The organism is Butyrivibrio sp. AE3006 (assembly GCF_000424165.1).
Classification (GTDB): domain Bacteria; phylum Bacillota; class Clostridia; order Lachnospirales; family Lachnospiraceae; genus Butyrivibrio.
Map to the genome: position 1 here is coordinate 395,569 of NZ_AUJJ01000001.1, position 24,596 is coordinate 420,164.

A 24,596-nucleotide genomic window follows, 5' to 3' on the forward strand; every position below is an offset into this window, starting at 1 on the left:
CAATGAGCGATATGATGAAAGTATCGTCAAATCCGCATGTCAGAAGCGGCGTCACATCCTCCAACATTATGATGTGGGTGGTTATAGCGCTTCTTCCCGCAGCCGGCTTTGGCGTCTACAACTTCGGTATCGATGCACTGATCATACTTTTGATCTCAGTCGGCTCAACAGTCGCTACCGAATTTATCTATGAGAAATTAATGAATAAAAAGGTCACCATAGGTGATTTTTCTGCGGTTGTCACAGGACTTCTGCTTGGAATGAACCTTCCATGCACAGCACCCTGGTGGCTTCCCATCATCGGTGGCATCTTTGCAATCCTTGTTGTAAAAATGCTCTTTGGCGGACTTGGTCAGAACTTCATGAACCCTGCTCTTGCAGCAAGATGTTTCCTTCTGATCTCATTCCCGGCACTGATGACCAACTTCACAACTGATGTCTATACATCAGCTACACCTCTTACAGCACTTAAAAACGGCGAAGACGTTATGGTTATCGATATGATCATCGGTAAGATCCCCGGAACCATCGGTGAGACTTCCATGATCGCAATCGTGATCGGTGCCTGCATTCTTATAATGCTTGGTATCATCGATCTCAAAATTCCCGGAACATACATCGTTTCCTTCGTTATCTTCATCATCCTCTTTGGAGGACACGGACTTAACGGAACCTACATCTCAGCTCAGCTTGCAGGTGGCGGACTTATGCTCGGTGCATTTTTCATGGCAACCGACTATGTAACAAGCCCTATAACCACCAAAGGAAAATACATTTACGGTGTATTCCTCGGAGTCCTCACCGGAATCTTCCGTGTATTCGGCGCTTCCGCAGAGGGCGTATCCTATGCCATCATCATTGGCAACCTGATCGTTCCGCTTATTGAAAAGTACACAATTCCGAGAGCATTCGGAATCAAACCGGCACCGAAGAAGGAGGAGAAAGCATGAGAGACGTTAAAACTCTGATAAAAAATGCACTGGTTCTCTTCGTTATCACATTGGTAGCCGGAGTTTCACTTGGCTTCGTATACCAGGTGACAAAGGATCCTATTGTGGAGCAGGAGAGGCTTGCACAGGTAAAAGCTAATCAGGCGGTTTTCCCGGATGCAGCGGATTTCACAGACGAAGCTCTCGATGAAGCGGTGGCTGCCCAGGTTTTATCAGGTGCTGACTATGGCAAGATAGAGCTTACCAGTGTAAAAAAGGCAGTTGATGCATCAGGAAACGCACTTGGCTATGTAATCCAGGTTACAAGCGGCGGCTACGGCGACAAGATCGTATTCACCGTTGGTATAACCAATGAGTCATCAGTTAACGGTATATCTTTGATATCCATTAACGAGACTCCCGGACTTGGAATGAATGCCGAGAAGGTAATAGTTCCTCAGTTTGCCGGAAAACCTGCAACTGTTTTCTCAGTAACCAAGAATGCAGCTTCATCCGACAGCGAGATCGAAGCAATCTCCGGAGCAACTATTACATCAAAAGCCGTTACATACGGCGTAAACGCAGCTGTTGAATATTTTCAGGCTGCATTACAGTAAGGAGGGGCACTGATGAGTGAAGAAAGAAAAGGAGCCCTTGGTTTTAAACAGGATACTCCTGCAGAAAGATTTTTTAACGGACTTATCGTAGAGAATCCGACGCTGGTACTCATGATTGGTATGTGTCCTACACTTGCGGTCACAACGTCGGCGATAAACGGTCTCACAATGGGACTTGCAACTACATTTGTACTTGCACTCAGTAATGCGGTTATATCACTACTTAGAAAGGTTATTCCGGACACGGTTCGAATTCCTTCATTTATAGTAGTAATCGCATCATTCGTTACACTGGTTCAGCTTGTTATGCAGGCTTACGTTCCCAAGATGTACGAAGCACTTGGCGTGTACATTCCGCTTATAGTTGTTAACTGTATCATCTTTGGTCGTGCCGAGGCATACGCTTCCAAGAACAACATCATTCCTTCCTTCTTTGATGGAATCGGAATGGGCCTGGGCTTTACCTGTGCGATAACTGTTATCGGACTTTTCCGTGAGCTTATAGGCGGCGGCACAATGTTCGATGTTCAGATATTCGGTGAAGGCTCAGTTGTTCCCGGACCGGTTGGATACTTCTTTTCACAGTATCAGCCGATTCGTATTTTCATTCAGCAGGCAGGTGCGTTCATTGTGCTGGCAGTGCTGATCGCAATTATGAACCAGGTAAAATTCAACCTTGAGAAAAAGGGCAAGGATACTTCCAAATTCGGCGTTGGCGGATGCTGCAGCGATGTAGAGATAAAGGATCCCCACAAGGTTAAGGAAGAGCTTCTTGCAAAAGAAAAGGCAGCTCTTGAAGCAAAAGAGACAATTAAGCCTGATTTCAAAGCAGCAGATAAAGAACCTGTGCCGGTTAACAGTAAGGAGGAGAACAAATGACAAATACAATAGTAGGACTTTTGTCCATCATGATAACCGCCTCACTTGTTAACAACGTAGTACTTAGTCAGTTCCTTGGACTTTGTCCTTTCCTTGGAGTTTCCAGGAAAACTGAGACGGCTTTTGGTATGGGTATGGCCTGCGTGTTTGTTATCTCGCTGGCATCCCTTGTAACTAATGCAATCTATAAATTCATACTGCATCCGCTGGATCTTTCTTTCCTGCAGACCATCGTTTTCATCATGGTCATTGCCATGCTGGTTCAGTTTGTTGAGATGTTCCTTAAAAAGTTCGTTGTTTCTCTGTATCAGTCACTGGGTGTTTACCTTCCGCTGATCACAACCAACTGTGCGGTGCTTGGTGTTGCACTTAACAACGTAACTGACGGATACAGCTTGCTTGAGAGTACAATCTGCGGTTTTGCTACAGCAGTTGGTTTCACAATTGCCATCGTAATTCTTGCAGGTATTCGTGAAAAAATCGAGTTCAATGATATTCCTAAGCCCTTCCGCGGAATGCCTACGGTACTTCTTGCATCAGCGCTTATGGCAATAGCATTCACCGGTTTTTCTGCACTAAGATGAGCTTGGAGCAGAGCTGAGAGAACCTAATGAGGTATTTTCGAATTTGGTTCGAACGTGTTCTGGCGAACGAAGTGAGAGCAGAACTTCATTTTAAAAGGAGACAATTATGATTAGTGGTGTACTCATTGCTACAGCAGTGGTTGCAGGCGTCGGAATAATCATAGGAATAATCCTCGGCGTGGCTGACATGAAGCTGCATGTAGATGTAGATGAGAAAGAACAGGCTATTTTGGAAGCACTTCCTGGCAACAACTGTGGTGGATGCGGATTCCCCGGATGTTCAGGATGTGCGGCTGCTATAGCAAAAGGAGAGGCTGCAGTAAGCCAGTGTCCTGTAGGAGGACCTCCGGTAGCAGCAAGAATTTCTGAGATTATGGGTGTTGATGCCGGCGAAGCAAAGCGCATGGTTGCTTATGTACACTGTGGCGGCGACTGCGAGCAGGCAACCCAGAGATATGAATATTTTGGCGCAGATGATTGCCGTGTTATCAATCAGGTTCCCGGCGCAGGTCCCAAGACCTGTACCTTCGGATGCCTTGGCGGCGGAAGCTGCGTAAGTGTATGTCAGTTTGACGCGATCCACGTAGTTAACGGAATCGCAGTAGTAGACAAAGATGCATGTAAAGCCTGCGGTAAATGTGCAGAGATCTGTCCCCGTCACCTTATTGACCTCATTCCTTATGACGCTACAGAATCTGTACGATGCAAGTCCCAGGATATGGGCCAGGCAGTTAACAAATACTGTAAGGTTGGTTGTATCGCATGTCACATCTGCGAGAAGAATTGTCCTTCCGGTGCTATTACCGTCGAGAACAATGTAGCTACAATCGATCAGGAAAAGTGCACACACTGCGGACTTTGCGCAGAGAAGTGCCCGAAGAAAGCTATCGAAGTGATTTGATAAACTGACAGGTCAGATTGAATAGCAGGAAAATTTTTAATAGCCGGGAGAGCTGAAAACAAATAAGCTCTTCCGGCTATTTTAGATTAATTTCATAGAAAATACCTTTTCATTAAATATCTTTAAAAATCATAATGTGCTACAATAATGTATATATGCGCTGAGATGTGATTTGTATAGCAGAGGATTTTATGAAAAGTACCAATTCGTTTTCTTATACAATTATAAATGCGATCATAATGATCATTATTTCTTTTTGGCTGTTACCGGGAAATAGCATGGATGTTGCAGCCTCCGGTAATGCCGATCCTAACTGGTACTCACAATACAATTATGATCTTGACGAAGAAACTCATGAAATAAGTATTTATAAGTATATTGGGAAAGCTGAGGAAATCAGGATACCATCTGAAGCTGTAATTGATGGCAAGACATACGCCACCGTAGTCGAAGGCTTTAATGTAGAATCTGCAGTAAAGAGCATCAAGTTTGAACGAGGCGTAAAAATTGCTGACGGAGTTACTTTTAGCAGCGCCAAAAGTCTGGAAGCATTTGGCTTTGCCGGGGCAGATACTTCACGCATGACTACTATGAAAAGCATGTTTTCCGGTTGTGAAAATCTTAAAACTATTGATTTTACAGGTGTAGATACCTCTAAGGTTACAAACATGGATTACATGTTTTCTGCATGTACAAGTATTGAAAGCCTTGATCTTCGCGCATTTGATACTACTTCTCTTAAAACCTTTGCCCTCATGTTTAATAACTGCAGGAACCTTAAGGAACTGAATCTTTCTACCTTTGATCTTACTAATGCAAGCGGAAGACAGAACGGCTATTGGCAGGCTACAGATGGCTGTAACAGACTTGAGAAAATATGGACTCCCACTGGACTTAAGGATGCCACATATTATAAGTGGACACTTCCAAACAGACCATGGAAATACGTTGACGGCTCCGGAAATAGCTATACCAGGATGCCTTACGGGGATGACGGCGTAACATCAAAGCTGATTACTATTAGTAGAATCGGGCCTCTAAGCAAATATACCTATTCTCTGACAAAGGAAAACAATCCTCAAAATAATAAAATTACTATTACAAGCTATCTTGGAGATGGCGGGGATGTTGAAATTCCTTCAAGTTTCACTATTGATGATGATACATATTACACCTGCATTGGCGATTATTGCTACATTTCAGGTGTTAGGAAGCTGTCATTTCAAAGAGGCGTAACGATAACCAAAGACTGGACATTTACCAAAAGTGAATTCGAGGAGATAGACTTCACAGGTGTAAATAACAGAATTATACAGGGAATGCAGCACTTTCTTTCCTACAATAAGAAGCTTAAGAAGATAACCTGGGGCGATTTTGATATTAAAGGTTATCCTGGTAACCCTGTTAAATCTTCCGAATATATGGTGGCATTTTGTCCAAATCTAAAGGAATTTGATTTTAGTTCTTTTGATATCAGTAATTTTGTAGAAATATCAAATTTATGTTCCGGATGTACGGGGCTTGAATTGGTTAATTTCAGCGGTGTCGATTTTTCAAATTTAAGAATTGACGATGCTATTTTTACAAATATTGGGCTAAAGGATTGTAAGAATCTCAAGTATATTTATGCGCCCATCAATGTACCTGCAGCAGGTAAGTATCAGCTTCCCGGAACCTTTGTTGATGAAGATGGCAATGAATACGACTATTTACCTGCAAATCTTACAGAGAGTATTTTGTTATACTCCGAAGATAATTCAGAAGAGGCAGAAGCAATCCTTAATCCGCCTGATGATACTACCTGGCAGAATGATTTTACATATAGTCTTAAAAGTTATGGAGTGGGAAGAAATACCAAAAAAGCAATAAGTTTAACAAAGTACAAAGGACCTGCTGTTACGAATTTGGTTATTCCAAGTATGGCCACTATAAATGGTGTGGATTATGTTACGGAAATTGCTAACAGGTGCCAGATCACTAATGTTAAAAAGCTTTCTTTTGAGAGAGGTGTTTCCATAACAGGTAGCCATACCTTCACCAGGTGTGATTTTGAGGAGATTGACTTAACGGGAGTAAGCTATGAGATCATATCCTGCTCGCAGCATCTTCTTTCCTATAATGAGAGCTTAAAGAAAATAACCTGGGGCGATTTTGACATAAAGGGAAAGGCATCAAATCCTGTTACAGGTATAGAATGCCTTGTGCTTTCATGCCCGAATTTAAAGGAACTTAATTTAAAGGGCCTTGATTTTTCCAGCATGACATATATGTATGCAATGTGTGAAGGCTGTAAATCACTTGAAACGTTGGATCTGTCCGGTTGCAGTTTTAAGTCTTTTAATTCTAAGCACATATCAGGTCAGGATATCGGTATCAGGGGTTGCAATAGCATTAAGTACATTTATGCGCCTATTGATGTACCTGCGGATATGAATCTGTATCTGCCCGGCGTGTACGTAGATAAAGACGGAAATGAATACAGATTTTTTCCTACAGGGCTAAGAAAGTCCATAAAGCTGACAAGGATAGATGTGGCAGACTGGTTAAAAGATGAGGAAGAAGATCTGACAGGAAGCCTTCAGACTGTTAAAAACGTAAAGTATGAAGTCCAGTCAGGGGATGCTGTTTCAGTCAAAGGTGCCGGCACTAAGACAAAGTCTGTCGTAATTCCCGACAGCGTTGTGATAGATGGCAAAACCTACAAAGTAACTAAGATTGAGAGCTCTGCCTACAAAAAGAATAAAAAGCTTACAAAGGTTTCAATAGGCTCAAATGTAGAGAAAATAGGAAAGAACGCTTTTAACGGGTGTAAGAACCTTGGCAAAATAACAATCAATGGAAAGAATCTGAAATCCGTTGGAAGCGGCAGTTTCAAGGGCATCAAGAAAGGTGCTAAGATCACCATTGTATGCAAAAACAAGAAGACCTATAACAGGATTGTCAGGAAACTAAAGAGTGCCGGAGCAAAAGAAGCGGTATTTAAGTATAAAAAAGGATAATTTATCCGAGCAAATTTTTTACAAATAACGTATAATAGTTGGGTATGAAAAAACGACTAGCAACTATAGATACATTAAGAGGATTTACAATTATAAGCATGGTTCTGTACCATTTTTGCTGGGACCTTAAGTATATCAAGGGTTTCGACATGGAATGGTACGTCAGTGCGGGAGCACATTTCTGGCAGCAAAGTATCTGTTGGACATTTATTTTGCTGGCTGGATTTTGTATGCACTTTGCCAGGTCGCCCCTTAGAAATGGTGCGATCGTGTTCCTGTTTGGAGTTATAGTGACCTGCATTACAGAGATTTTTCTTCCAGAAGCACCGGTGCATTTTGGAGTGCTGACACTTCTTGGATCATCCATGATGCTGATGGGAGCTTATCTGAAAATCTATGACAAGATTAATGGTCTTACTCCGGCCCAGAGCAGAGAGCATAAGTATAAGCCCGATAAGAATGTAAGTGCATTTGGATTTATGATAAGCGCTCTTTTATTTGCACTTACCAAGGGAATCAATTACGGAGTACTTAAGCTTGCCTTTATTAAGTTTGATCTGCCGGCATCACTTTATCAGGGCGGCGGAGCTGACGGAATGGGACGTTCATACCTGACCTACCTTGGCTTTATGCAGGACGGATTTTATTCATCCGATTATTTTTCACTTATGCCATGGTTTTTCCTTTTCATGGCAGGATATTTCCTTTATGGAATTCTAAGGTCGTATTTTAAATTACAGATTTTTCATATTAATGTTAAGCCGCTTTCATGGCTTGGCAGGCATTCACTTTTCATCTATCTGCTTCATCAGCCTGTCTTATATGTAATCACATTATTATTGCCATAGCATTAAGAATTAGCTATGGGTTTCTATACCGGATTTTCCGGCTTTTCGAAGTGAGGGGAGTACTTCAAAAGGGAGATTTTTATGAAAAAAGGTTTGAATAAGGGTGTAGTTTTTGCGGTGGTATTTATATCGGCTTTTGCGATGTGCCTTGCGCTTATTATCTACATGCTGAATATGTCCAACACTCTCAGAGAGTTTAAGGTGGATCTGTTTGTGCTGTGCAACGAAGCAGACGTATGCGTGGCAGAGAGTTCCGAGGGGACATTTAGAATAAACAGCGATAATTTGAATGCCATCAATCTTATTATTTCATCCACCACAGGCAGCATTACTAAGGGAGAGCCTGCGATCCTGGATGAGATTGATCTTAATTTTACCCATGACGGCGAGGAATGGGACATGATCATTGGAGATGTTGGCGATAACAGAATGCTGGTGGAACTGACCGGACCAAGACACTACAAGGTTTATTTAAAGGAAAACCATAAATACGCTGAGCTCTTGAAATGTGTTTCTGCAAAGGGCTATCATGAAGCTAATAAACCTTTTAATGTAAATAAGTAATAAAATAGGAGATTTTATGAGAAAAACAAAGATTGTATGTACTATCGGCCCTGCAAGTGAATCAGAGGAGATGATCGCAGCACTGTGTAAAGCAGGAATGAATGTTGCGAGACTCAACTTTTCACATGGAGATCACAAGGAGCAGCTCACCAGAATTAAGAGAATCAAAAAGGTTCGCGCTGAGCTTGGACTTCCTATCGCTATTCTCCTTGATACCAAGGGACCTGAATATAGAATCGGCACCTTCAAGGATGGCAAGGTCAATCTTGAAGCAGGTAAAAAGTTCACCTTCACCACTGAGGATATCAAGGGTGATGACACCATAGTTTCAGTAAGCTACAAGAATCTTGCAAAGGAGCTTTACAGAGGTGACAGAATCCTTCTTAACAATGCTCTTTTGGAGTTCAAGGTGCTTGATACAGACGGCACAAGAATTGAGACAGAGATTATTACAGGCGGCGAGCTTTCTGATAAAAAGAGCATGAGCTTCCCTGGTAAGCACATCAAGCAGGTTTACCTTTCAGAGCAGGATAAATCAGACATCCTCTTTGGCGTTGAGAATGATGTTGATTTTATTGCATGTTCCTTTGTATCCGTAAAACAGGATCTTGTGGATGTACATGAGTTTTTGAAGGCTCATAACGGCAATGACAAGGTTCAGCTTATTGCAAAAATTGAGAATCAGTCAGGTTATGACAATATCGAAGAAATCTGTACAGAGTGCGATGGAATCATGGTCGCAAGAGGTGACATGGGCGTAGAAGTTCCTTTCGAGCAGCTTCCTGCTATTCAGAAGGACCTCATCACTAAGTGCAGAATGCTTGGAAAGCGTGTTATTACTGCAACAGAGATGCTTGAGTCCATGATTCACAATCCGAGACCTACAAGAGCTGAGACCTCTGACGTTGCTAATGCGGTTTATGACGGAACAAGTGCTATCATGCTTTCAGGCGAGACCGCTGCAGGAGCATATCCTGTGCAGGCTGTTGAGACCATGGCCAAGATCGCCGAGACAACAGAGCAGAATATTCACTACAACAAGCGTTTTTACAATTATGATTTCCTTATAAAAAATGATGTGGATGCAATTTCACATGCTACATGTGGAATGGCTATAGATCTTGATGCAAAAGCAATCGTAGCTTGTACGCTCTCAGGACGTACAGCAAGAATGGTATCCAGATTCAGATCACCCGTTGATATCATTGGTCTTACCACCAATGAGAAGACCTGGAGATGGCTGTCGCTTTCATGGGCTGTCACACCCAAGATGTGCGATGTTTTCCCTTCTACAGACGTACTGTTTTACAGTGCCAAGAAGGTTGCCATCGAGACATTCGATCTTAAAGAAGGGGACAAGATCGTTATCACAGGCGGTGTTACCAACGGACAATCCGGCAATACCAATCTTATAAAGATTGAAGATGTATAAATAAATCCATGAAGTGAAAGCGAGGAGAGAGAAATGTTTTGTGGAAATTGCGGGACTCAGATTCCGGATGGTTCGAAGTTCTGCCCTAATTGCGGCAAAGCTGTTGAGGCACCGGCCCAGACTGTACCGGTAGAGATGAAGGTGGCAGAGCCTGTAAAAGCACCTGTACAGCCGGCCCCTCAGACACCGATTCAGGTTCAGTATCAGGCAGCGCCTAAGAAGGGCGGTGCAGGTAAGCTTATTGGAATTATTGTAGGGGTATGTGTGCTTATTCTTGCACTGGGTGCAGGAGCTGCATTCCTATTTTTTGGCAGAAAGACCACTATCAACCTTAATAAGTACATGACCATAAGCTACAGCGGTTATGAGACAATAGGTAAGGCTTCAGCTGTTTTTGATAATGAGAGATTTGAAGCTGACTACAAGGATAAGATTAAGTTTACAAAAGCAGCTAAGAAAGAATTTGAAAGCGCTAAGGGTGAGCTCGGCGAACTTAGTGCATTTGTAGGTGATCTTGACGACATTGAGGGTGCTCTTGCAACATACGGCTTCACACCTGCATCAATCCTGGAAGAGGGCTTTAGCGGAAGTCTTGATAAGACAGAAGGCCTCTCAAACGGCGACAAGGTAGTTTATACATGGTCTATTTCAGAACAGGATGAGAAGGATTTTGAGAAATACCTTGGCGTAAAGGTTAAGTATTCAGATATTGAAGGCGAAGTTGAAGGCCTTGAGGCAGCAACATTATTCGATCCTTTTGAGGGCGTAGAGATTACTTACTCAGGAATTGCCCCTGACGGAACAGCACAGATTAGTAACAGTAACACAAATGGTGTTTACGGATACCTCGATTATCAGCTTGATAAGAATTATGAGCTCAGTAACGGTGATGTGATCACGGCTACAGTTACTACTTATTATGGGAATAACCTTGAGGATTACTGCCTCGAGAATTATGGCATGATCCCCAGCGAGACAGAGAAAACCTTCACAGTAGACGGACTTAGCAGCTATGTAGCTTCTGCTTCCGAGATTTCAGATGATATGCTGTCCAAGATGAAGCAGCAGGGCCTTGATATCATTACTGCTAACGCAGCTTCCTACTGGTCAGATCAGGTTACATTAAAAGAAGCGAACTACCTCGGTAACTACTTCCTTGCAGAGAAGCCCGGTGCATACGCAGGTTATCATAACATTGTCGATCTTGTTTATGAAGTTGTATCCACAATCGATATCAATGAAGAGGATGCTAAGTATAAGGCCGATGTTACATATTACTATTATGTTTCTTTTTATGATGTGATGCAGATGCCTGACGGAATAATCTCTGTTGACCTCAGCAGATACGACACAACCTATGATTACTTCAATTTTGATACAGGTGTGGATTCCGGTTGGTGGAGCACATACAATTATGACTTCAAGGGTTACGAAACCATAGATACAATGTTCAATAAGCTTGTATCAGCAAATGTGGATGCTTTCACCTATGAGGATAATATCCAGGAGGGCTATACACATAATAATAATTCTCAGGTGAACAGCGAAGCGGAAACCGACAATGCTGAGGACAGCGCCGACTACATTCTGCCTGACAGTGCCACAAGACTTTATACTAAGGCAGAGCTTGATAAGTTTTCGGCAGAAGAACTTAAAATAGCCCGCAATGAGATTTATGCAAGATATGGCAGAAAGTTCAAGGATGAAGAACTCCAGAGTTATTTTGACAGCAAAGACTGGTATGTCGGTGTTTATACTCCGGAAGAATTCGACAAGATCAGCAATTCCATCCTGAGTGATACAGAGAAGACCAACGCTGAATTAATAAAAGAAGTAGAAGATTCTAAGAAAGATTGATTTTTGACATGAAAAAAAGAAAGAACAGCCCTATCCCTTACATACTTATCGGAGTAGGTTTAATAACTCTATTGGCACTTGTAGTTTTTGCAATTACAAAGGATCCTGCAAGTGTAAAAGAGGCAGAAGAAACTCAGGTTGCAATGGCAAAGGAAGCAGCTTCCGGTGATACGGAAAGTATCACTAATGATCAGGCAGGTACGGAAAACAGCGATATGACAGCTAACGGATCAGAAGATACTCAGGATGTGGAAAATGATTCACTGCAGGCTTCAGAAAATAGCAAAGAAACAGATAATACAGATGCTGATTCATGGTCCACATCTGGTTCTGAGGACTCAGATTCAGCTAAGAATTCTGAAGTCTCATCGGATACTTCTGATAGTGATGAAAGTACAGATGGCGCAGCTTCTGAAAATTCAGATACATCAGTAGAAAATGGAACTTCTGATACGTTAGCTGCTGACAGCGATGCTTCTGCGACTGCTGGAGACAGTACAGATAAAGAGGCATCAGATAGTGAGAATGCTGAATCATCTGAAAGCGGTAATGCAGATATTTCCGGTTCAGATAGTGAGAATACATCCGCAGATGCAGCGCAGGCTCAGACATCAACGCCACATACAGGCGGCCATCTTGTAGTAATTGATCCGGGGCACCAGTCCAAAGGAATGTCAGAGAAGGAGCCCAACGGCCCCGGCTCATCCAATATGAAAGCCAAGGTTACAGGCGGAACCTCAGGCAAGACATCAGGCCTTACAGAGTATCAGCTCAACCTGACAGTAGGACTGAAGCTTAGGGATGAACTGGTCGCAAGAGGCTACACAGTTATAATGACAAGAGAGTCCAATGATGTAAGCCTTAGCAATGTGGACAGAGCGCAGATAGCCAATAACAACGGCGCAGAAGCCTTTGTCAGAATCCATGCCAACGGCTCTGATGATACTTCCACAAATGGCGCCATGACTATTTGCCAGACATCGTCCAATCCATACAACGCTGCTTACTATTCACAGTCCAGAAAGCTTTCAGACTGTGTCCTTGATTCCTTCGTAGCAGCAACAGGCTGCAAAAAGCAGTACGTCTGGGAAACAGATACCATGACCGGTATCAACTGGGCTAACGTTCCATCCACCATCATCGAGATGGGCTACATGTCCAATCCTACAGAGGATGCCAACATGGCCTCTGAAGCCTACCAGTCTCAAATGGTACAAGGCATCGCAAACGGCATAGATGCTTTCTTCGCAAATTGAATTAACTGAAATACGTTCAGGCTCCCTGGGTATTCCGGAAATGTTAATGCAACAACATTTCCGGAATACCCGGGGAGTCTATTTTATGCAGTTAGAAAGATTAATCATTTCTTAAGACATTTTGTAGATGTTTCTTAATAAATGAATGGAGGATTTGTGGTATTATCTCTACTACGTGATCACGTGATTTTAGTAGTATATAAGATTTTCGGTTATTTCACCAAAGAATACCCAGTATCATTTGAAATATTTGAAAAAGAGAATCTTTAAATTTTAGGATATCAAACCTAAAAATTTTCACGACTGTACAAAGGTTGTATGGCCGTTGAAAGTGGTACTTTTTTGCCGTATTATGAAGAAAGGAAAATACATGATGGCACAAACGGATATAGCAGACACTATAGATATTACTAATAAGGAAACTCAGTATGATGAATGTGTAAAAAGATTATTGTCAAACAAACTGGTTCTTGCTTGGATCATGAAGGAATGCGTGCCTGAATTTGCGCAATTCTCTATATCTCAAATAGCAAATAAATGCATTGAAGGAGAGCCGCAGGTATCAAAGATTGCGGTTGACCAGGATCAGCTTGATAAGGATGAACTTCAATATTTTGAGGAGCTGCCGGATGGCAGAATTGAAGGGAAAAATACTGAAGATAGTTCAAAAAAAGAGGGAAAAGTCTACTATGATATAAAATTCTCCGCAGTTGTACCGGACTCAAAGGAACCGGTTCATCTGATTTTGAATGTCGAGGCGCAAAAGAATGAAAAAACGCCATATCCTCTTATCAAGAGAGCTTTGTATTATGTAAGTCGTATGATAAGCTCGCAGAAAAATACGGTTTTCTTAAACAGTCATTATGAGAAAATTCGTAAGGTATATTCTATTTGGATTCAGATGAATGTTGCTGATGAATATAAGAATACTATTACACGTTATAGAACGGTTGAGGAAAATCTCGTAGGAAATGCAGTTGAAGAAGAAAAGGACTACGATCTGATGACAGTTTTGTTTTTAAAACTCGGATCAGCTGAAGAAGCGGGAGATGTTCCAATTCTGAAACTTCTTGATGTTTTGCTATCGTCAAATACTGAGCCGCAGAAAAAGAAAGAAATATTGGAAAGAAATTTTAACATACCTATGACAAAATCGATGAAAGAGGAGGTAAACACCATGTGCAATCTGGGTGAGGGAATAAGAGAAGAAGCTCTAGCGATAGGAGAAGCAAGAGGAGTTATTATCGGAAAAATTGATTTGATATGCAAGAAACTTCAAAAAGGAAAATCTGTCGACATAATCGCTTCTGAGGTTGAAGAAGACGAGGAGTATATCTCAAGAATCTGCGCTATTGCAGAAAAATACGCTCCTGACTATGATACAGAGACTATATACGATGAGTTGATGAAAGAAAAAGTTCTCAACTAATCTTTAGCAATTTTGGAGAATCTATGAACTCTTTGACAATTAGTTTTCTTACAATTGAAATAATCTCAGTATTTCGCGGCCTGAGAAGAGGAATCCGTGGAATGGTCTACGGAATCGTCACTTGGGTTATCATGATTTTACTCATACCATCGCTAGCCCTTAGTTTCACCCATAACCTGGAAAGACAGCCAAAGGTCAGAGAAAGAATTGAAGACAAAATCGATCCCTACGTGGATACAGTAACCATGAATGTTCTCGACGAAGATTCGACGCTGATTAGTACGGACATGGATGCTTTCAGACAATACATACAGAATTTTGTTGGAACAGAGGAACAGCTTGAGCAATATGAAAAATATGTCCTTGGTGAATCAGACGATCCGGGATATTCATATCCTCAGGGCAGCGCCTTTAATTTTGAAAATGGATCCCTTGATGCGCAGGCCCATGAAGAAGCCAAAAACACTCTTGTAGAATACACAATCTACATTATGGCAGTTGCAATCAGCTATATTCTTATAAAAATTGGATTAGCCATCGCTGCCACCATAATAAATAGCTTCATGAAACAGCGTCTTAGAACATCCGCTGACAACATCGGATTATTATGGGGGATCGCAGAGGGAATTCTTTATATGTTTGTTATCATGATGCTGGTCTCAACAGTGCAGCATACCGGCGCAGGGAAATACTTCATGAGCATGGTCACTGAAAACAACATTCTTAAATATATGTATGAGAACAATATAATACAGCAGCTTCTTATGAAGCAAAGCTTTATAAGGTAAGCAATAATAGGGAAAATGCTATAGGCTCTTCGGATTCATTCCGAGGAGCTTTTTCATTCTCGGGACATTGACAAGGTATTCAGAAATTATGAGATAAACCATTGATCGAAGGCCATATTATTTTGACAGAAAGATTAATCATTTCTTAATACATTTTATAGGTGTTTCTTAATAAACTTATGGAAAATTTGTGGTAATATCTTTCTTGCGCTATCCCGGCGCATTCAAGTTTCTTTCATTTTAAAGCGCTGATTATATCGCCATTTATTTCATGATTTCTTCCCTTTGATATAATCGGCGCACTTCCTTTCAAGATTTTTGAAGAATGCCAATGGGTTAATTAGGATATAGGAGAGAGAATATCAAATGCTTACTAAAGGTGATTTTGTGTACCAACTAAGACAGCGTAGTTATGAGTTGGAAAAGCAAATAGAGGAACGAACTAAAAATATAATTAATTCCCCGGAGGGAATGCTTAGAATCGTTAACAGAGGGACTTACAATCAATACTACGTAAGGCAGAAGTGTGAAAAAGCCGGAGTGTATTTAAAGAAGTCTGATTTTGAAAGAATAAGACTGCTTGCGCAAAAGAAATATGATGCGTTATTTATCGAGGAAGCAAAAAAAGAGCAGGAACTGATTGAGTCATTCTTGGAAAGTTATTCAGGTTCTATCCCTGAGATATACAACAAATTTCCTGATGAAATAAGAGACAAACTCAGACCTGCGGACTTGACAGATGATGAATACGCTAAAATGTGGAAATCAATACCATATACGCCTAAAGAATTTGGTAAAGGTGATGCAGTACATTTAACCAATCTAGGCTTAAGAGTCAGATCCAAATCAGAAGTAATAATTGCTGGAGTTCTTGATAAATTTGATATTCCATACAAATTTGAATGCCCATTGAAATTGGCTAATGGCAAAATCATACATCCGGATTTCACAATATTAAATAAGAAAACCAGAGAAATCGTGTATTATGAGCATTTGGGCAAGATGGAAGAACTTGGTTATGTGAAATATAATTTGGTCAGACTTAAGGAAATGGAAGAATCGGGAATATATATAGGGAAGAATCTGATATTTACTTATGAGACTTATGCTAAACCACTCAATACAAAGACAGTTGAGAAGATGCTGATGTCATTCTTTGGATAATGGTCGGGTTTATTTCTAATTACTACATTTGCGTGACTCTTTATGCTTGATTGTCCTAGCGCACTGGAGCTGACTCGAAATTGTAGGAATCAGTGTGCGGTGATATTTCACAAGCTCTGATAATATAAGAATTATAAGGCCTACGCACTGGAGAAGGCATGAAATAGGTAGAATCAGTGCTCAGCGGAGTTCTGACGACAGAAAAATTATAAGAATTGAAAGTTTCAAGCACTGGAAAAGGTATAAGATAGGCGAAATCAGTGCGTAGAGCATTTTCAATGCCTGAAATAATATAGTAGACAGAATATTTGCGCACTGGAGAAGGCATAAAACAGCAAAAATCAGTGCGAAATGAGAATCAGACATACCTAAGGCCAAATCGAGTTGATGAAAGAAAAGGTTCTCAACTGATCTTTAGGCAATTTCTGATGAATATGCAGAAGCAAACGTCATAGATAAGGAATTATTAAGTAAATATTATTTATTTAGAAGCTCCCCCTGATATATCAGTGTCAATGAGGTAAGTTGACGCAGATGATATCTGGGGAGTTTAAATATCTAAGTAGCTTTAGTATCTAGGTAGTTTTAGTATTTTGGGAGCTCTAGTATTTGGGGGCTTTTTGTGAAAACGCTCGAATTCAAGTGCATTCAGCGGCGATTCGCCCTGGAGGAAATTGCATCAATTTTTGTTAAAAAAGGCTTAAATTTATACAATTTTTAGATAATTATAATCTTATTTCAATAGGATTATGGGAATAATGTCTGTAAAATAAAGATTATTAAGAGACAGTAATATTTAAAGGTGACCTGGTTCAGTTCAATACAGCCTGTTGTATTGGGCGATTAGAGCCGCCACGGAACTGCAAACACATTTTTATGAAACAAAGGAGACAGTGATTTATGAAAAAGATGTTAAAGAGATTAAACAGTCAAGAGGGATTTACACTTGCCGAACTGCTTATTGTTGTAGCTATCATTGCAGTTCTCGTTGCTATCAGTATTCCTGTATTCACTAGTCAGCTTGAAAAATCAAGAGAAGCTACAGATGCTGCAAATTTAAGGGCTGCTTATGCTGAACAGACTGCGGCACTACTCTCATGGGATGGAACTTCTGACATTCCTGATAAAACCGTTGTTGCAAAGCAGACACAGGATGATTGGCAGACAGGTAGCGTAGATATTGGTGGAATAACAACTGTTGAAGCAAAAACTAGCGGCGATACATGGACTGTATCAGCAGACACCGATCACGATAAGGTAACGATTGAGTAACGATTGACGGTGTATCTGCCAATTAAAGATATTGAACTTGTAATAAGTAATAATTCAAATTGCGGTCATGCCACAAAGCATGACCGCAATGGAAATTAATATATCACAAAAATTAGATAAAAAAGGATTCAACCCGTTTATCAAATTGACTAAGGGGGAAGCATGATAAAGAAGAGAATCGGTGATCTGCTTATAGAGCGCGGTCTTATTACGCAGGCAGATCTTGAATCAGCACTAAATGCACAGAGAGAAACCAAGGAAAAGCTTGGTGAGATTCTTATAAAGAATAAGATTGTATCCCCGGAGGATATGGCTAAGACCCTGGCTGTACAGCTTAATGTTGACTATGTAGATCTTGCGAAGGTTAACATTCCCCTTAGCTTATCTGACTATGTTCAGAAAAATACAGCAAAGCAGAATCATCTGGTTCCTGTACAAAAGCAGGAAGATACGCTTTTTGTAGCAATGGATGATCCGCTTAACTATTACGCACTGGATGAAGTGCGTAAAGTAACAAATTTGAAAATTGTCCCTCTTATTTCGACTCATGTTGCCGTAGAAAGAGCAATAAATACTCTGTATGGCAACGAGGGCGCAAGGCAGGCTATCGCTGATTATAAGAAGGAATACAACGCTGTTGGTGATGATAATCCAGGCAATTTCGATTTTGTAATTAGTGAGAATTCCTACAATATCGAAGGTGAAGGCGCACCTGTAATCAGACTTGTAAACTCAATAATTGAGCGAGCAGTTGCTGAGAGGGCTTCAGATATACATTTTGAACCAAGAGAAGGCGATATGGACGTCCGCATGAGAATAGATGGTATCATGCGAGAAATCCTCACAGTTCCGAAGGATGTAACACCTTCGGTTATTGCTCGTGTTAAGACCATGTCTGCAATGGACGTTGCTGAGAAGAGAGTACCTCAGGACGGTCGATTCTCAGTAAGTGTTATGAATAAGAGCATAGACATGCGTGTTTCAACACTTCCCATAGCATGGGGTGAAAAAATCGTATGCAGACTTCTGGATAAGACCAATACCAGTATTGATAAAGAAATGCTTGGCCTTAGTCCGGAGGATATGGAGAAATATGAAAAGCTCATCCATTATCGTAACGGCGTTATGCTTCTGGTTGGACCTACAGGATCAGGTAAAACAACAACCATGTACGCTATGCTGAATGAGCTTAATACAAGAGATGTAAACCTTGTTACTCTGGAAGACCCGGTTGAGTATAATCTCGAAGGTCTAAACCAGGTACAGATAAATCCTAAGATAAACATGACCTTTGCATCCGGTCTTAGGGCAATCCTCAGACAGGATCCGGATATTGTATCAATCGGTGAGATTCGTGATGGTGAAACAGCTGAGATAGCAATGAGAGCAGCTCTTACAGGACGTTTCGTTATGAGTACCATCCATACTAACGATGCAGTTGGAGCCATCGACAGACTTGAGGATATCGGAGTTGAGCCGTACCTTGTTTCTGCAACACTAAGAGGTGTTATATCACAGAGACTTGTAAGAAGAATCTGCCCTTACTGCGGTGAGGAGTATGAGCCTACAAGAGATGAACTTTCAAGACTGGGCATTGAAATGGAACCCGGCATGAAATTCAAGATTGGAAAAGGATGCCAGCATTGTTTTAATACCGGATATGCAGGACGTATCGCGGTATTTGAGATCATGATGGTTAATCCGGAGATCAGAGAACTTATCTATCAAAATGCAGGAAGAAGAGCAATTGAAGATGCTCTGCACAGATCACCGGAAGGATTTACTTCTTTGAAGGAAGCAGCAATTAAGCTGGTTAAGCAGGGAATTACAACACCCTATGAAGTACTTCGTATTACCAACGAAGATGCCTGAAAGAGTAACCGGCTGAATAGGTTTATGAGGTAGTGCTATGAGGAATGAGAAGAATATCGTTACTATCAAAAAGCTTATAAAAAGCATCTGCATGGTTGCTGTATTTGGCCTTCTCCTTTGCATAAGATTGGATGTAAAGGCATATGTTGAGGGAATTCCATATGAAGGGTGTCGTACGGCAGGTTATGACGATGGCTGGGAATACCAGATAAAAGCCGATGAAGCAGTGGTCTTAGGATATACAGGCGCTGACACAACGGTTAGCATTCCATCAAGTATTGTATTCGCGGGTAGAACATATCCTGTAGGCGCTATTGGTGAGTATGCCTTTTCAAAAGATAATACACGTACTCCTATCATTGGTGGTACCGATCATACAGGCTTTAATGTTGTTGCTGTTAACATTCCAGAAACAGTAGACGCAATCGGTAATTCTGCTTTTTACAAAAGTGAAAGCATTAGGACTGTAAATTTTACCGGCAGTCCATCACTTGAAAAGATCGGTATGAGCGCATTTGAAGAGTGCAAAAACCTTCAAAATATCGTATTACCCGGAACATTTATGTCATTTGACACAAACTGCTTTTATAAATGCTCATCGCTTAGGAGCATAAATATACCGGGAAAGGTGAAAGAAATTCCTTCAAAGTGCTTTTCAGAGTGTACAGCTCTTACTACAGTTACACTTCCAAACGGCTTGGAATCGGTATCTGACAGTGCATTTGCTAAGTGTACAAAAATCAACAGTATTAACTTCCCTGATTCTATTACTTCTTTGGGAACTAAAGCATTTTCAGAGTGCCAGAGTATTCCTGAAATACATATTCCGACCGGCCTTACATCCATAGGCAGCAAGGCTTTTGAGAAATGCTACAGTGTAACGAATCTTTATATTCCCAAGAATGTTCAGACTATTGAAGGTAGTGCTTTTTCCTCTTGCGTAGGAGTAAGAGAGGTTACCCTCAGCGAAGGTATCGTCAAGATAATGTCGAAAGCATTCTATGATGAACCGGAACTAAAAAGTATATCCATACCTTATTCAGTTTCCAGTATTGGTACAAATGCTTTTGGGTACTATGAGAGTGAAGCTGGTACAAGACCGGTTCCTGGTTTTGTAATCTATGGCTACTATGACACCAAGACAGAGGAGTATGCCACGGAAAACAGATTCTCTTTCGTTGGAATGGCAAAAAAAGGCGTTCCGATGGAAGTAAGTAATGTTGAATACAGTACTGTTGAACAGAATGAAGTTGAAATAACGAATATAAAAGACACAAAAATAACTACATATGAAGTACCAAAGACCATTACATACAAGAAAAAGACCTATAAGGTTACAGGTATAGCCAAGAATGCGTTTAAGGGATGCAAAGTTCTTGAAAAAGTAAAGCTAAGTGGAAACGTCACATATATAGATGACAATGCATTTAACGGCTGCAAAGCTCTTAAGAGTATCAACCTTAACGGCAATGTAAAGAAAATTGGTAAGAAGGCATTCTATAATTGTAAATCTCTTAAAAAGCTTAAATTGACAGGAAGCATCACCAGTATTGGTGAGAAAGCTTTCTATGGTTGTAAAGGTGCAGAATCACTTGAACTTGGTTCAAAAGTCGAGGAGATAGGAAAAGAAGCTTTCGCTAAATGCTCAAAGCTTAAGACGATAAAGATTAAATCAAAGAAAGTTAAAATCTTTGGTAAAAAAGCCTTTTATGGAATAAACAAGCTGGCAGTTATCAAGGTGCCAAAAGCAAAACTTAAGAAATACAAGAGCAGTATTAAGAAATCAAAGATAGCAAAGACGGTTGTGATTGAAAAATTATAAAGAGGATAAGCTCATATGATGACGATAGAGCAGCTGGTAGTTAAAGCTAAAGAAGACGGAGCATCTGATATACATATTATCTGCGGATTGCCGCCAAAATACAGAAAAAGCGGTGATCTGGAAAATATGGCTGAAGAGATCGTAACAGAAGATTATTGTATGCAGATGGCAAAAGAACTCTCGAAGACAGAGAAAGCCTTTGATGAACTTATGATAGAAGGCGAACTTGATGCAGCAGACAGTTACGCAGGTAATAGATGCCGTATCCATCTCTTTAAGCAGCAGGGTGTTCCTTCACTGGCACTCAGAATTTTGTCAGAGAACATACCGCAGCTTGAAAATCTGGGATTGCCGATTGGAGTTTTGGATCTTCCTAAGTTGCATAAAGGAATAGTCCTCGTAACAGGAGAAACAGGATCCGGTAAATCAACCACGCTGGCCGCTATACTGGATAACATTAATCACAACTATAAAAGACATATTGTGACCCTTGAAGATCCTATCGAGTATATGTATAAGCCGGATCTTTGTGCAATAAATCAGCGAGAAGTAGGAAAAGATACCAAAAGCTTTGCAATGGGACTTAGAGCATCACTTCGAGAGGATCCCAATGTAATCCTCATCGGTGAAATGCGTGACAGGGACACTATTGAAACAGCAATAACTGCTGCTGAGACAGGCCATTTGGTATTTGGAACTCTTCATACAGGAAGCGCAGCGGATTCTGTCGATCGTATGGTTCAGGTTTTTCCTGAAGCGGCGCAGCCACAGATAAGACTACAGTTATCCATGGTACTGCAGGCTGTACTTACACAGCAGCTGATCCAGAAAAAAGGCGGCGGAAGAGCTCTTGCAGCTGAATACATGATTGTTACAGATGCCATAAGGAATCTTATTCGAACAGGCAATACACCACAGATTGCAAATGCTGTTGCAACCAGCGCAGAAATCGGTGGACAGACAATGGATCAGGCACTTATAAGACTGGTCAAGAATGGACTAATAACCAGAGATAATGCACTTCATTACGCAGTAAATAAGGAATTTGTTGACAGGAACATTATGTACTGACGGGGGATATAATGAACAGCTACAAATATACCGCACAGGGCGTAGGCGGAATCGAAGTAACAGGTCTGATAGAGGCTATAGACGAAGTGGAAGCAACTGCCAAGCTTAGGCAGCAGTACGAGATTGTACTCTCCATTAGTGAGGTAAAAAGTGTATCGGATATGCTTCCTTCATTTTTGACAGTGGATCTTGGTGGAAAAAAGCTCAATAAGAGAGCCTTCACCATGATGTGCAGTCAGTTTTCGACTATTTTGAAGGCCGGAATACCCATCGCCAGAGCGGTAAGACTTATCGGAAACAAGACTGACGATAAGTTTCTTAAAAATCTACTGGTTAAAGTAGGGGATGACGTGGAATCAGGACGTACGTTATCTTCTGCGTTTGAGGATCATGGAGGTGGTCTGTTACCACCAACCTTCTGTGAGACCATTAGAGCAGGCGAGCAGTCAGGTAATCTGGTTGGGTCCTTTGCCTCTATACATAAGCACTTTGACAAACAGACAAAAATGGGATCAAAAGTCAGAGGCGCATTGACATATCCTGCATTTGTATTTGTTATAGCTATCATCGTTGTAATCGTACTTATGGTAAAGGTTGTGCCTACATTTACATCTATGTTTGCTGAGAGCGGAAGCGAATTACCTTTTATGACACAGCTGCTTATCGGAATGTCCGAGTTTGTAAGAGATACTTTTGTATATTTCATCATAATTGCTGTGCTTTTTACCATTGCATATATCATGTACAGAAGAACCCATGAAGGGGCCATGAATCTTGCCAAGATTCAGTTAAGACTTCCTGTACTTGGAAATGTCGCAGAGCTTAATGCTGCCAGCCTTTTCGCTAATACAATGGCGACAATGATGCAGGCAGGACTTCCTGTAACGAAGGCAGTATATATAACTTCGAATGTTATGACAAATGCACTTTTTGCAGATAAAACTGCAGAAATGGTAGCTAAGATTGAAGAAGGTCGAACAGTAGTAGAAGCCATGCGTGAAGCTGAATGTTTTCCTGATATCCTGACAGATATGGTAGGTGTCGGTGAAGAAACAGGTGAAATGCAGGCTACCATGGAAACCGTAGCTGAGTATTACGATAACGAACTTGAGCAGGCGGTTGCTCAGGCGATAGCAATGCTGGAACCTGCTGTTTTGGTATTTTTGGCGGGGTTTGCAGGATTTATCGTAATCGCTATCTACATGGCAATGTTTGAAATGTATAACACAATGTGATCATGAAAACTCTATAACAGCATGCGTAAAGAAAAGCAGCACGCATAATCTAAGGGGGATGAAATGGCCAAAAATGATGGAATTGTAGCAGTATATGCACTTCATGGAAGATTGGCACTTGCTATGAAACAGGGCAAGGGATTTAAAACCATGTGGGTGGATATTCCGGACAATATTATCAAAGACGACGTAATTGTTGCAAAGAACCTGTTTGCTACGTTTATGAAGGGTACCATGCGTGAGAACGGCTTCAAAAGTAAAAAAGCAGCGTATGTCCTTGGCAGTGATATCGTTCTGATGCGAAATGTAAACATTCCCAGGATGACTGAGGAACAGGTAAGAGTGAATCTCCCTTTTGAGTTCAGGGATTTCATAAAGGGTGAGCTTAAAGGATACATCTTTGATTATGCATACAGACCTCAGCAGAATGAAACCAGTGACAGCGAGGTCCCGGATACCATGAATCTTTTAGCGGCAGCGGTTCCTACAGATCATTATGAGGAACTGACAGAGATTTTTCAGGTTGCAGGCATGAAGCTTGTGAAGGCAGTTCCTGAGATCTGTGTACTGGAGTCTCTGCTGAAGCTTTATGAAGACGAAGAGGAATTTAACAAAGAAAGATGCTTCCTTGATATAGGTAATAAGCGGATACGTATGCAGGTTTTCAAGAAAGGATGCTTCAAGCTTTCACATGTTATTGATATAGGAGAAAAGCATATAGTCAGAACCATCGCAGATGAAATGAGCGTCGATATGAGTCTTGCGAGAACCTATCTTAGAACTAATTATCAGGATTGCACAAAGTTGCCCAGAGTCATGGAATCATATAATGACATAGCCAACGAAGTGATCAAAGGTTTCAACTTCTACGAAATGTCTGACATGAGTTCCAGACTTAACGATGTTGTTCTATATGGAAGCGGAGCGATGATAGAGCCGCTTGTAGAGATTTTGGAAGAGCGGATAGGAATGAATGTGGTTACCATGAACGACACCTTCCCTTCTTATAACACGACAGGGGATCTTAATATAACAGCCGGCGCAATGGGTGCGCTGCTCGATTAAAAACGGGGGATG

20 protein-coding genes are annotated in these 24,596 nt (G+C 41.1%); all 20 read left to right on the forward strand.

What is annotated here, in order from left to right; genetic code table 11:
* Positions 1 to 2: 2 nt before the first annotated feature.
* The 20 genes from G603_RS0101500 (at position 3) to pilM (ending at position 24,584) form a co-directional block, all read left to right on the forward strand.
* On the forward strand, positions 3 to 950 hold the full coding sequence (locus G603_RS0101500; RefSeq protein WP_026524690.1) for an RnfABCDGE type electron transport complex subunit D: 948 nt from the start codon (positions 3 to 5) through the stop codon (positions 948 to 950).
* Positions 947 to 1,546, forward strand: coding sequence for an RnfABCDGE type electron transport complex subunit G (locus G603_RS0101505; RefSeq protein ID WP_026669099.1), 600 nt, complete (start codon positions 947 to 949; stop codon positions 1,544 to 1,546). Before G603_RS0101500 ends, G603_RS0101505 begins: the two co-directional genes overlap by 4 nt.
* A 12-nt stretch (positions 1,547 to 1,558) precedes the next feature.
* Positions 1,559 to 2,425, forward strand: a complete 867-nt coding sequence (rsxE, locus tag G603_RS18830) for an electron transport complex subunit RsxE (RefSeq protein ID WP_081667367.1) — start codon at positions 1,559 to 1,561, stop codon at positions 2,423 to 2,425.
* Positions 2,422 to 3,009 carry an RnfABCDGE type electron transport complex subunit A gene (locus tag G603_RS0101515; protein WP_026524688.1) on the forward strand — a complete coding sequence of 196 codons (588 nt, stop codon included), beginning with the start codon at positions 2,422 to 2,424 and terminating at the stop codon, positions 3,007 to 3,009. The genes rsxE and G603_RS0101515 overlap by 4 nt, the downstream gene beginning before the upstream one ends.
* A gap of 106 nt (positions 3,010 to 3,115) precedes the next feature.
* On the forward strand, positions 3,116 to 3,910 hold the full coding sequence (locus G603_RS0101520) for an RnfABCDGE type electron transport complex subunit B (protein WP_330367493.1): 795 nt from the start codon (positions 3,116 to 3,118) through the stop codon (positions 3,908 to 3,910).
* A gap of 191 nt (positions 3,911 to 4,101) precedes the next feature.
* Positions 4,102 to 6,909 (forward strand): leucine-rich repeat protein, encoded by a 2,808-nt coding sequence (locus G603_RS0101525; RefSeq protein WP_026669100.1) that lies wholly within the window; start codon positions 4,102 to 4,104, stop codon positions 6,907 to 6,909.
* A gap of 44 nt (positions 6,910 to 6,953) precedes the next feature.
* On the forward strand, positions 6,954 to 7,757 hold the full coding sequence (locus G603_RS0101530; RefSeq protein ID WP_026669101.1) for a heparan-alpha-glucosaminide N-acetyltransferase: 804 nt from the start codon (positions 6,954 to 6,956) through the stop codon (positions 7,755 to 7,757).
* Between the two features lie 81 nt (positions 7,758 to 7,838).
* The gene (locus G603_RS0101535; protein WP_026669102.1) at positions 7,839 to 8,321 is read left to right on the forward strand and encodes a hypothetical protein; all 483 of its coding nucleotides are present in this window, start codon (positions 7,839 to 7,841) and stop codon (positions 8,319 to 8,321) included.
* A 16-nt stretch (positions 8,322 to 8,337) separates the two neighbouring features.
* A complete protein-coding gene (gene pyk, locus G603_RS0101540; RefSeq protein WP_026669103.1) occupies positions 8,338 to 9,753 on the forward strand; it encodes a pyruvate kinase in 1,416 nt (471 codons plus the stop codon).
* Positions 9,754 to 9,786: 33 nt separating this feature from the next.
* A complete protein-coding gene (locus G603_RS0101545) occupies positions 9,787 to 11,610 on the forward strand; it encodes a YARHG domain-containing protein (RefSeq protein WP_026669104.1) in 1,824 nt (607 codons plus the stop codon).
* Between the two features lie 8 nt (positions 11,611 to 11,618).
* Entirely contained in the window at positions 11,619 to 12,866 is a 1,248-nt protein-coding gene (locus tag G603_RS18835; RefSeq protein WP_242834819.1) for an N-acetylmuramoyl-L-alanine amidase family protein, read from the forward strand.
* A 370-nt stretch (positions 12,867 to 13,236) separates the two neighbouring features.
* The gene (locus G603_RS18840) at positions 13,237 to 14,295 is read left to right on the forward strand and encodes a PD-(D/E)XK nuclease family transposase (protein ID WP_196808029.1); all 1,059 of its coding nucleotides are present in this window, start codon (positions 13,237 to 13,239) and stop codon (positions 14,293 to 14,295) included.
* Positions 14,296 to 14,318: 23 nt separating this feature from the next.
* Positions 14,319 to 15,083: a YrzE family protein gene (locus tag G603_RS0101560; RefSeq protein ID WP_026669105.1), complete on the forward strand. Its 765-nt coding sequence runs from the start codon at positions 14,319 to 14,321 to the stop codon at positions 15,081 to 15,083.
* Positions 15,084 to 15,449: 366 nt separating this feature from the next.
* Positions 15,450 to 16,247, forward strand: a complete 798-nt coding sequence (locus G603_RS21200; protein ID WP_051207337.1) for a hypothetical protein — start codon at positions 15,450 to 15,452, stop codon at positions 16,245 to 16,247.
* Between the two features lie 900 nt (positions 16,248 to 17,147).
* On the forward strand, positions 17,148 to 17,519 hold the full coding sequence (locus G603_RS21205) for a prepilin-type N-terminal cleavage/methylation domain-containing protein (RefSeq protein ID WP_051207339.1): 372 nt from the start codon (positions 17,148 to 17,150) through the stop codon (positions 17,517 to 17,519).
* A gap of 162 nt (positions 17,520 to 17,681) precedes the next feature.
* Positions 17,682 to 19,391, forward strand: a complete 1,710-nt coding sequence (locus G603_RS0101575; RefSeq protein WP_026524680.1) for a GspE/PulE family protein — start codon at positions 17,682 to 17,684, stop codon at positions 19,389 to 19,391.
* A 37-nt stretch (positions 19,392 to 19,428) separates the two neighbouring features.
* Positions 19,429 to 21,213, forward strand: coding sequence for a leucine-rich repeat domain-containing protein (locus tag G603_RS0101580; protein WP_026669106.1), 1,785 nt, complete (start codon positions 19,429 to 19,431; stop codon positions 21,211 to 21,213).
* Between the two features lie 15 nt (positions 21,214 to 21,228).
* Positions 21,229 to 22,284, forward strand: a complete 1,056-nt coding sequence (locus G603_RS0101585; RefSeq protein ID WP_242829637.1) for a type IV pilus twitching motility protein PilT — start codon at positions 21,229 to 21,231, stop codon at positions 22,282 to 22,284.
* Positions 22,285 to 22,295: 11 nt separating this feature from the next.
* Entirely contained in the window at positions 22,296 to 23,519 is a 1,224-nt protein-coding gene (locus G603_RS0101590) for a type II secretion system F family protein (RefSeq protein ID WP_026669107.1), read from the forward strand.
* Positions 23,520 to 23,582: 63 nt separating this feature from the next.
* A complete protein-coding gene (gene pilM / locus G603_RS0101595) occupies positions 23,583 to 24,584 on the forward strand; it encodes a pilus assembly protein PilM (RefSeq protein WP_026524676.1) in 1,002 nt (333 codons plus the stop codon).
* Positions 24,585 to 24,596: the final 12 nt, after the last annotated feature.

Coding starts and splice junctions, on each gene's coding strand:
- rsxE (WP_081667367.1), top strand. CDS start 1,559: ATGAGTGAAGAAAGAAAAGGAGCCCTTGGTTTTAAACAGGATACTCCT.
- G603_RS0101500 (WP_026524690.1), top strand. CDS start 3: ATGAGCGATATGATGAAAGTATCGTCAAATCCGCATGTCAGAAGCGGC.
- G603_RS0101580 (WP_026669106.1), top strand. CDS start 19,429: ATGAGGAATGAGAAGAATATCGTTACTATCAAAAAGCTTATAAAAAGC.
- G603_RS18840 (WP_196808029.1), top strand. CDS start 13,237: ATGATGGCACAAACGGATATAGCAGACACTATAGATATTACTAATAAG.
- G603_RS0101560 (WP_026669105.1), top strand. CDS start 14,319: ATGAACTCTTTGACAATTAGTTTTCTTACAATTGAAATAATCTCAGTA.
- G603_RS0101575 (WP_026524680.1), top strand. CDS start 17,682: ATGATAAAGAAGAGAATCGGTGATCTGCTTATAGAGCGCGGTCTTATT.
- G603_RS0101545 (WP_026669104.1), top strand. CDS start 9,787: ATGTTTTGTGGAAATTGCGGGACTCAGATTCCGGATGGTTCGAAGTTC.
- G603_RS0101535 (WP_026669102.1), top strand. CDS start 7,839: ATGAAAAAAGGTTTGAATAAGGGTGTAGTTTTTGCGGTGGTATTTATA.
- pyk (WP_026669103.1), top strand. CDS start 8,338: ATGAGAAAAACAAAGATTGTATGTACTATCGGCCCTGCAAGTGAATCA.
- G603_RS21205 (WP_051207339.1), top strand. CDS start 17,148: ATGAAAAAGATGTTAAAGAGATTAAACAGTCAAGAGGGATTTACACTT.
- G603_RS0101515 (WP_026524688.1), top strand. CDS start 2,422: ATGACAAATACAATAGTAGGACTTTTGTCCATCATGATAACCGCCTCA.
- pilM (WP_026524676.1), top strand. CDS start 23,583: ATGGCCAAAAATGATGGAATTGTAGCAGTATATGCACTTCATGGAAGA.
- G603_RS21200 (WP_051207337.1), top strand. CDS start 15,450: ATGCTTACTAAAGGTGATTTTGTGTACCAACTAAGACAGCGTAGTTAT.
- G603_RS0101520 (WP_330367493.1), top strand. CDS start 3,116: ATGATTAGTGGTGTACTCATTGCTACAGCAGTGGTTGCAGGCGTCGGA.
- G603_RS0101590 (WP_026669107.1), top strand. CDS start 22,296: ATGAACAGCTACAAATATACCGCACAGGGCGTAGGCGGAATCGAAGTA.
- G603_RS0101505 (WP_026669099.1), top strand. CDS start 947: ATGAGAGACGTTAAAACTCTGATAAAAAATGCACTGGTTCTCTTCGTT.
- G603_RS0101585 (WP_242829637.1), top strand. CDS start 21,229: ATGATGACGATAGAGCAGCTGGTAGTTAAAGCTAAAGAAGACGGAGCA.
- G603_RS0101530 (WP_026669101.1), top strand. CDS start 6,954: ATGAAAAAACGACTAGCAACTATAGATACATTAAGAGGATTTACAATT.
- G603_RS0101525 (WP_026669100.1), top strand. CDS start 4,102: ATGAAAAGTACCAATTCGTTTTCTTATACAATTATAAATGCGATCATA.
- G603_RS18835 (WP_242834819.1), top strand. CDS start 11,619: ATGAAAAAAAGAAAGAACAGCCCTATCCCTTACATACTTATCGGAGTA.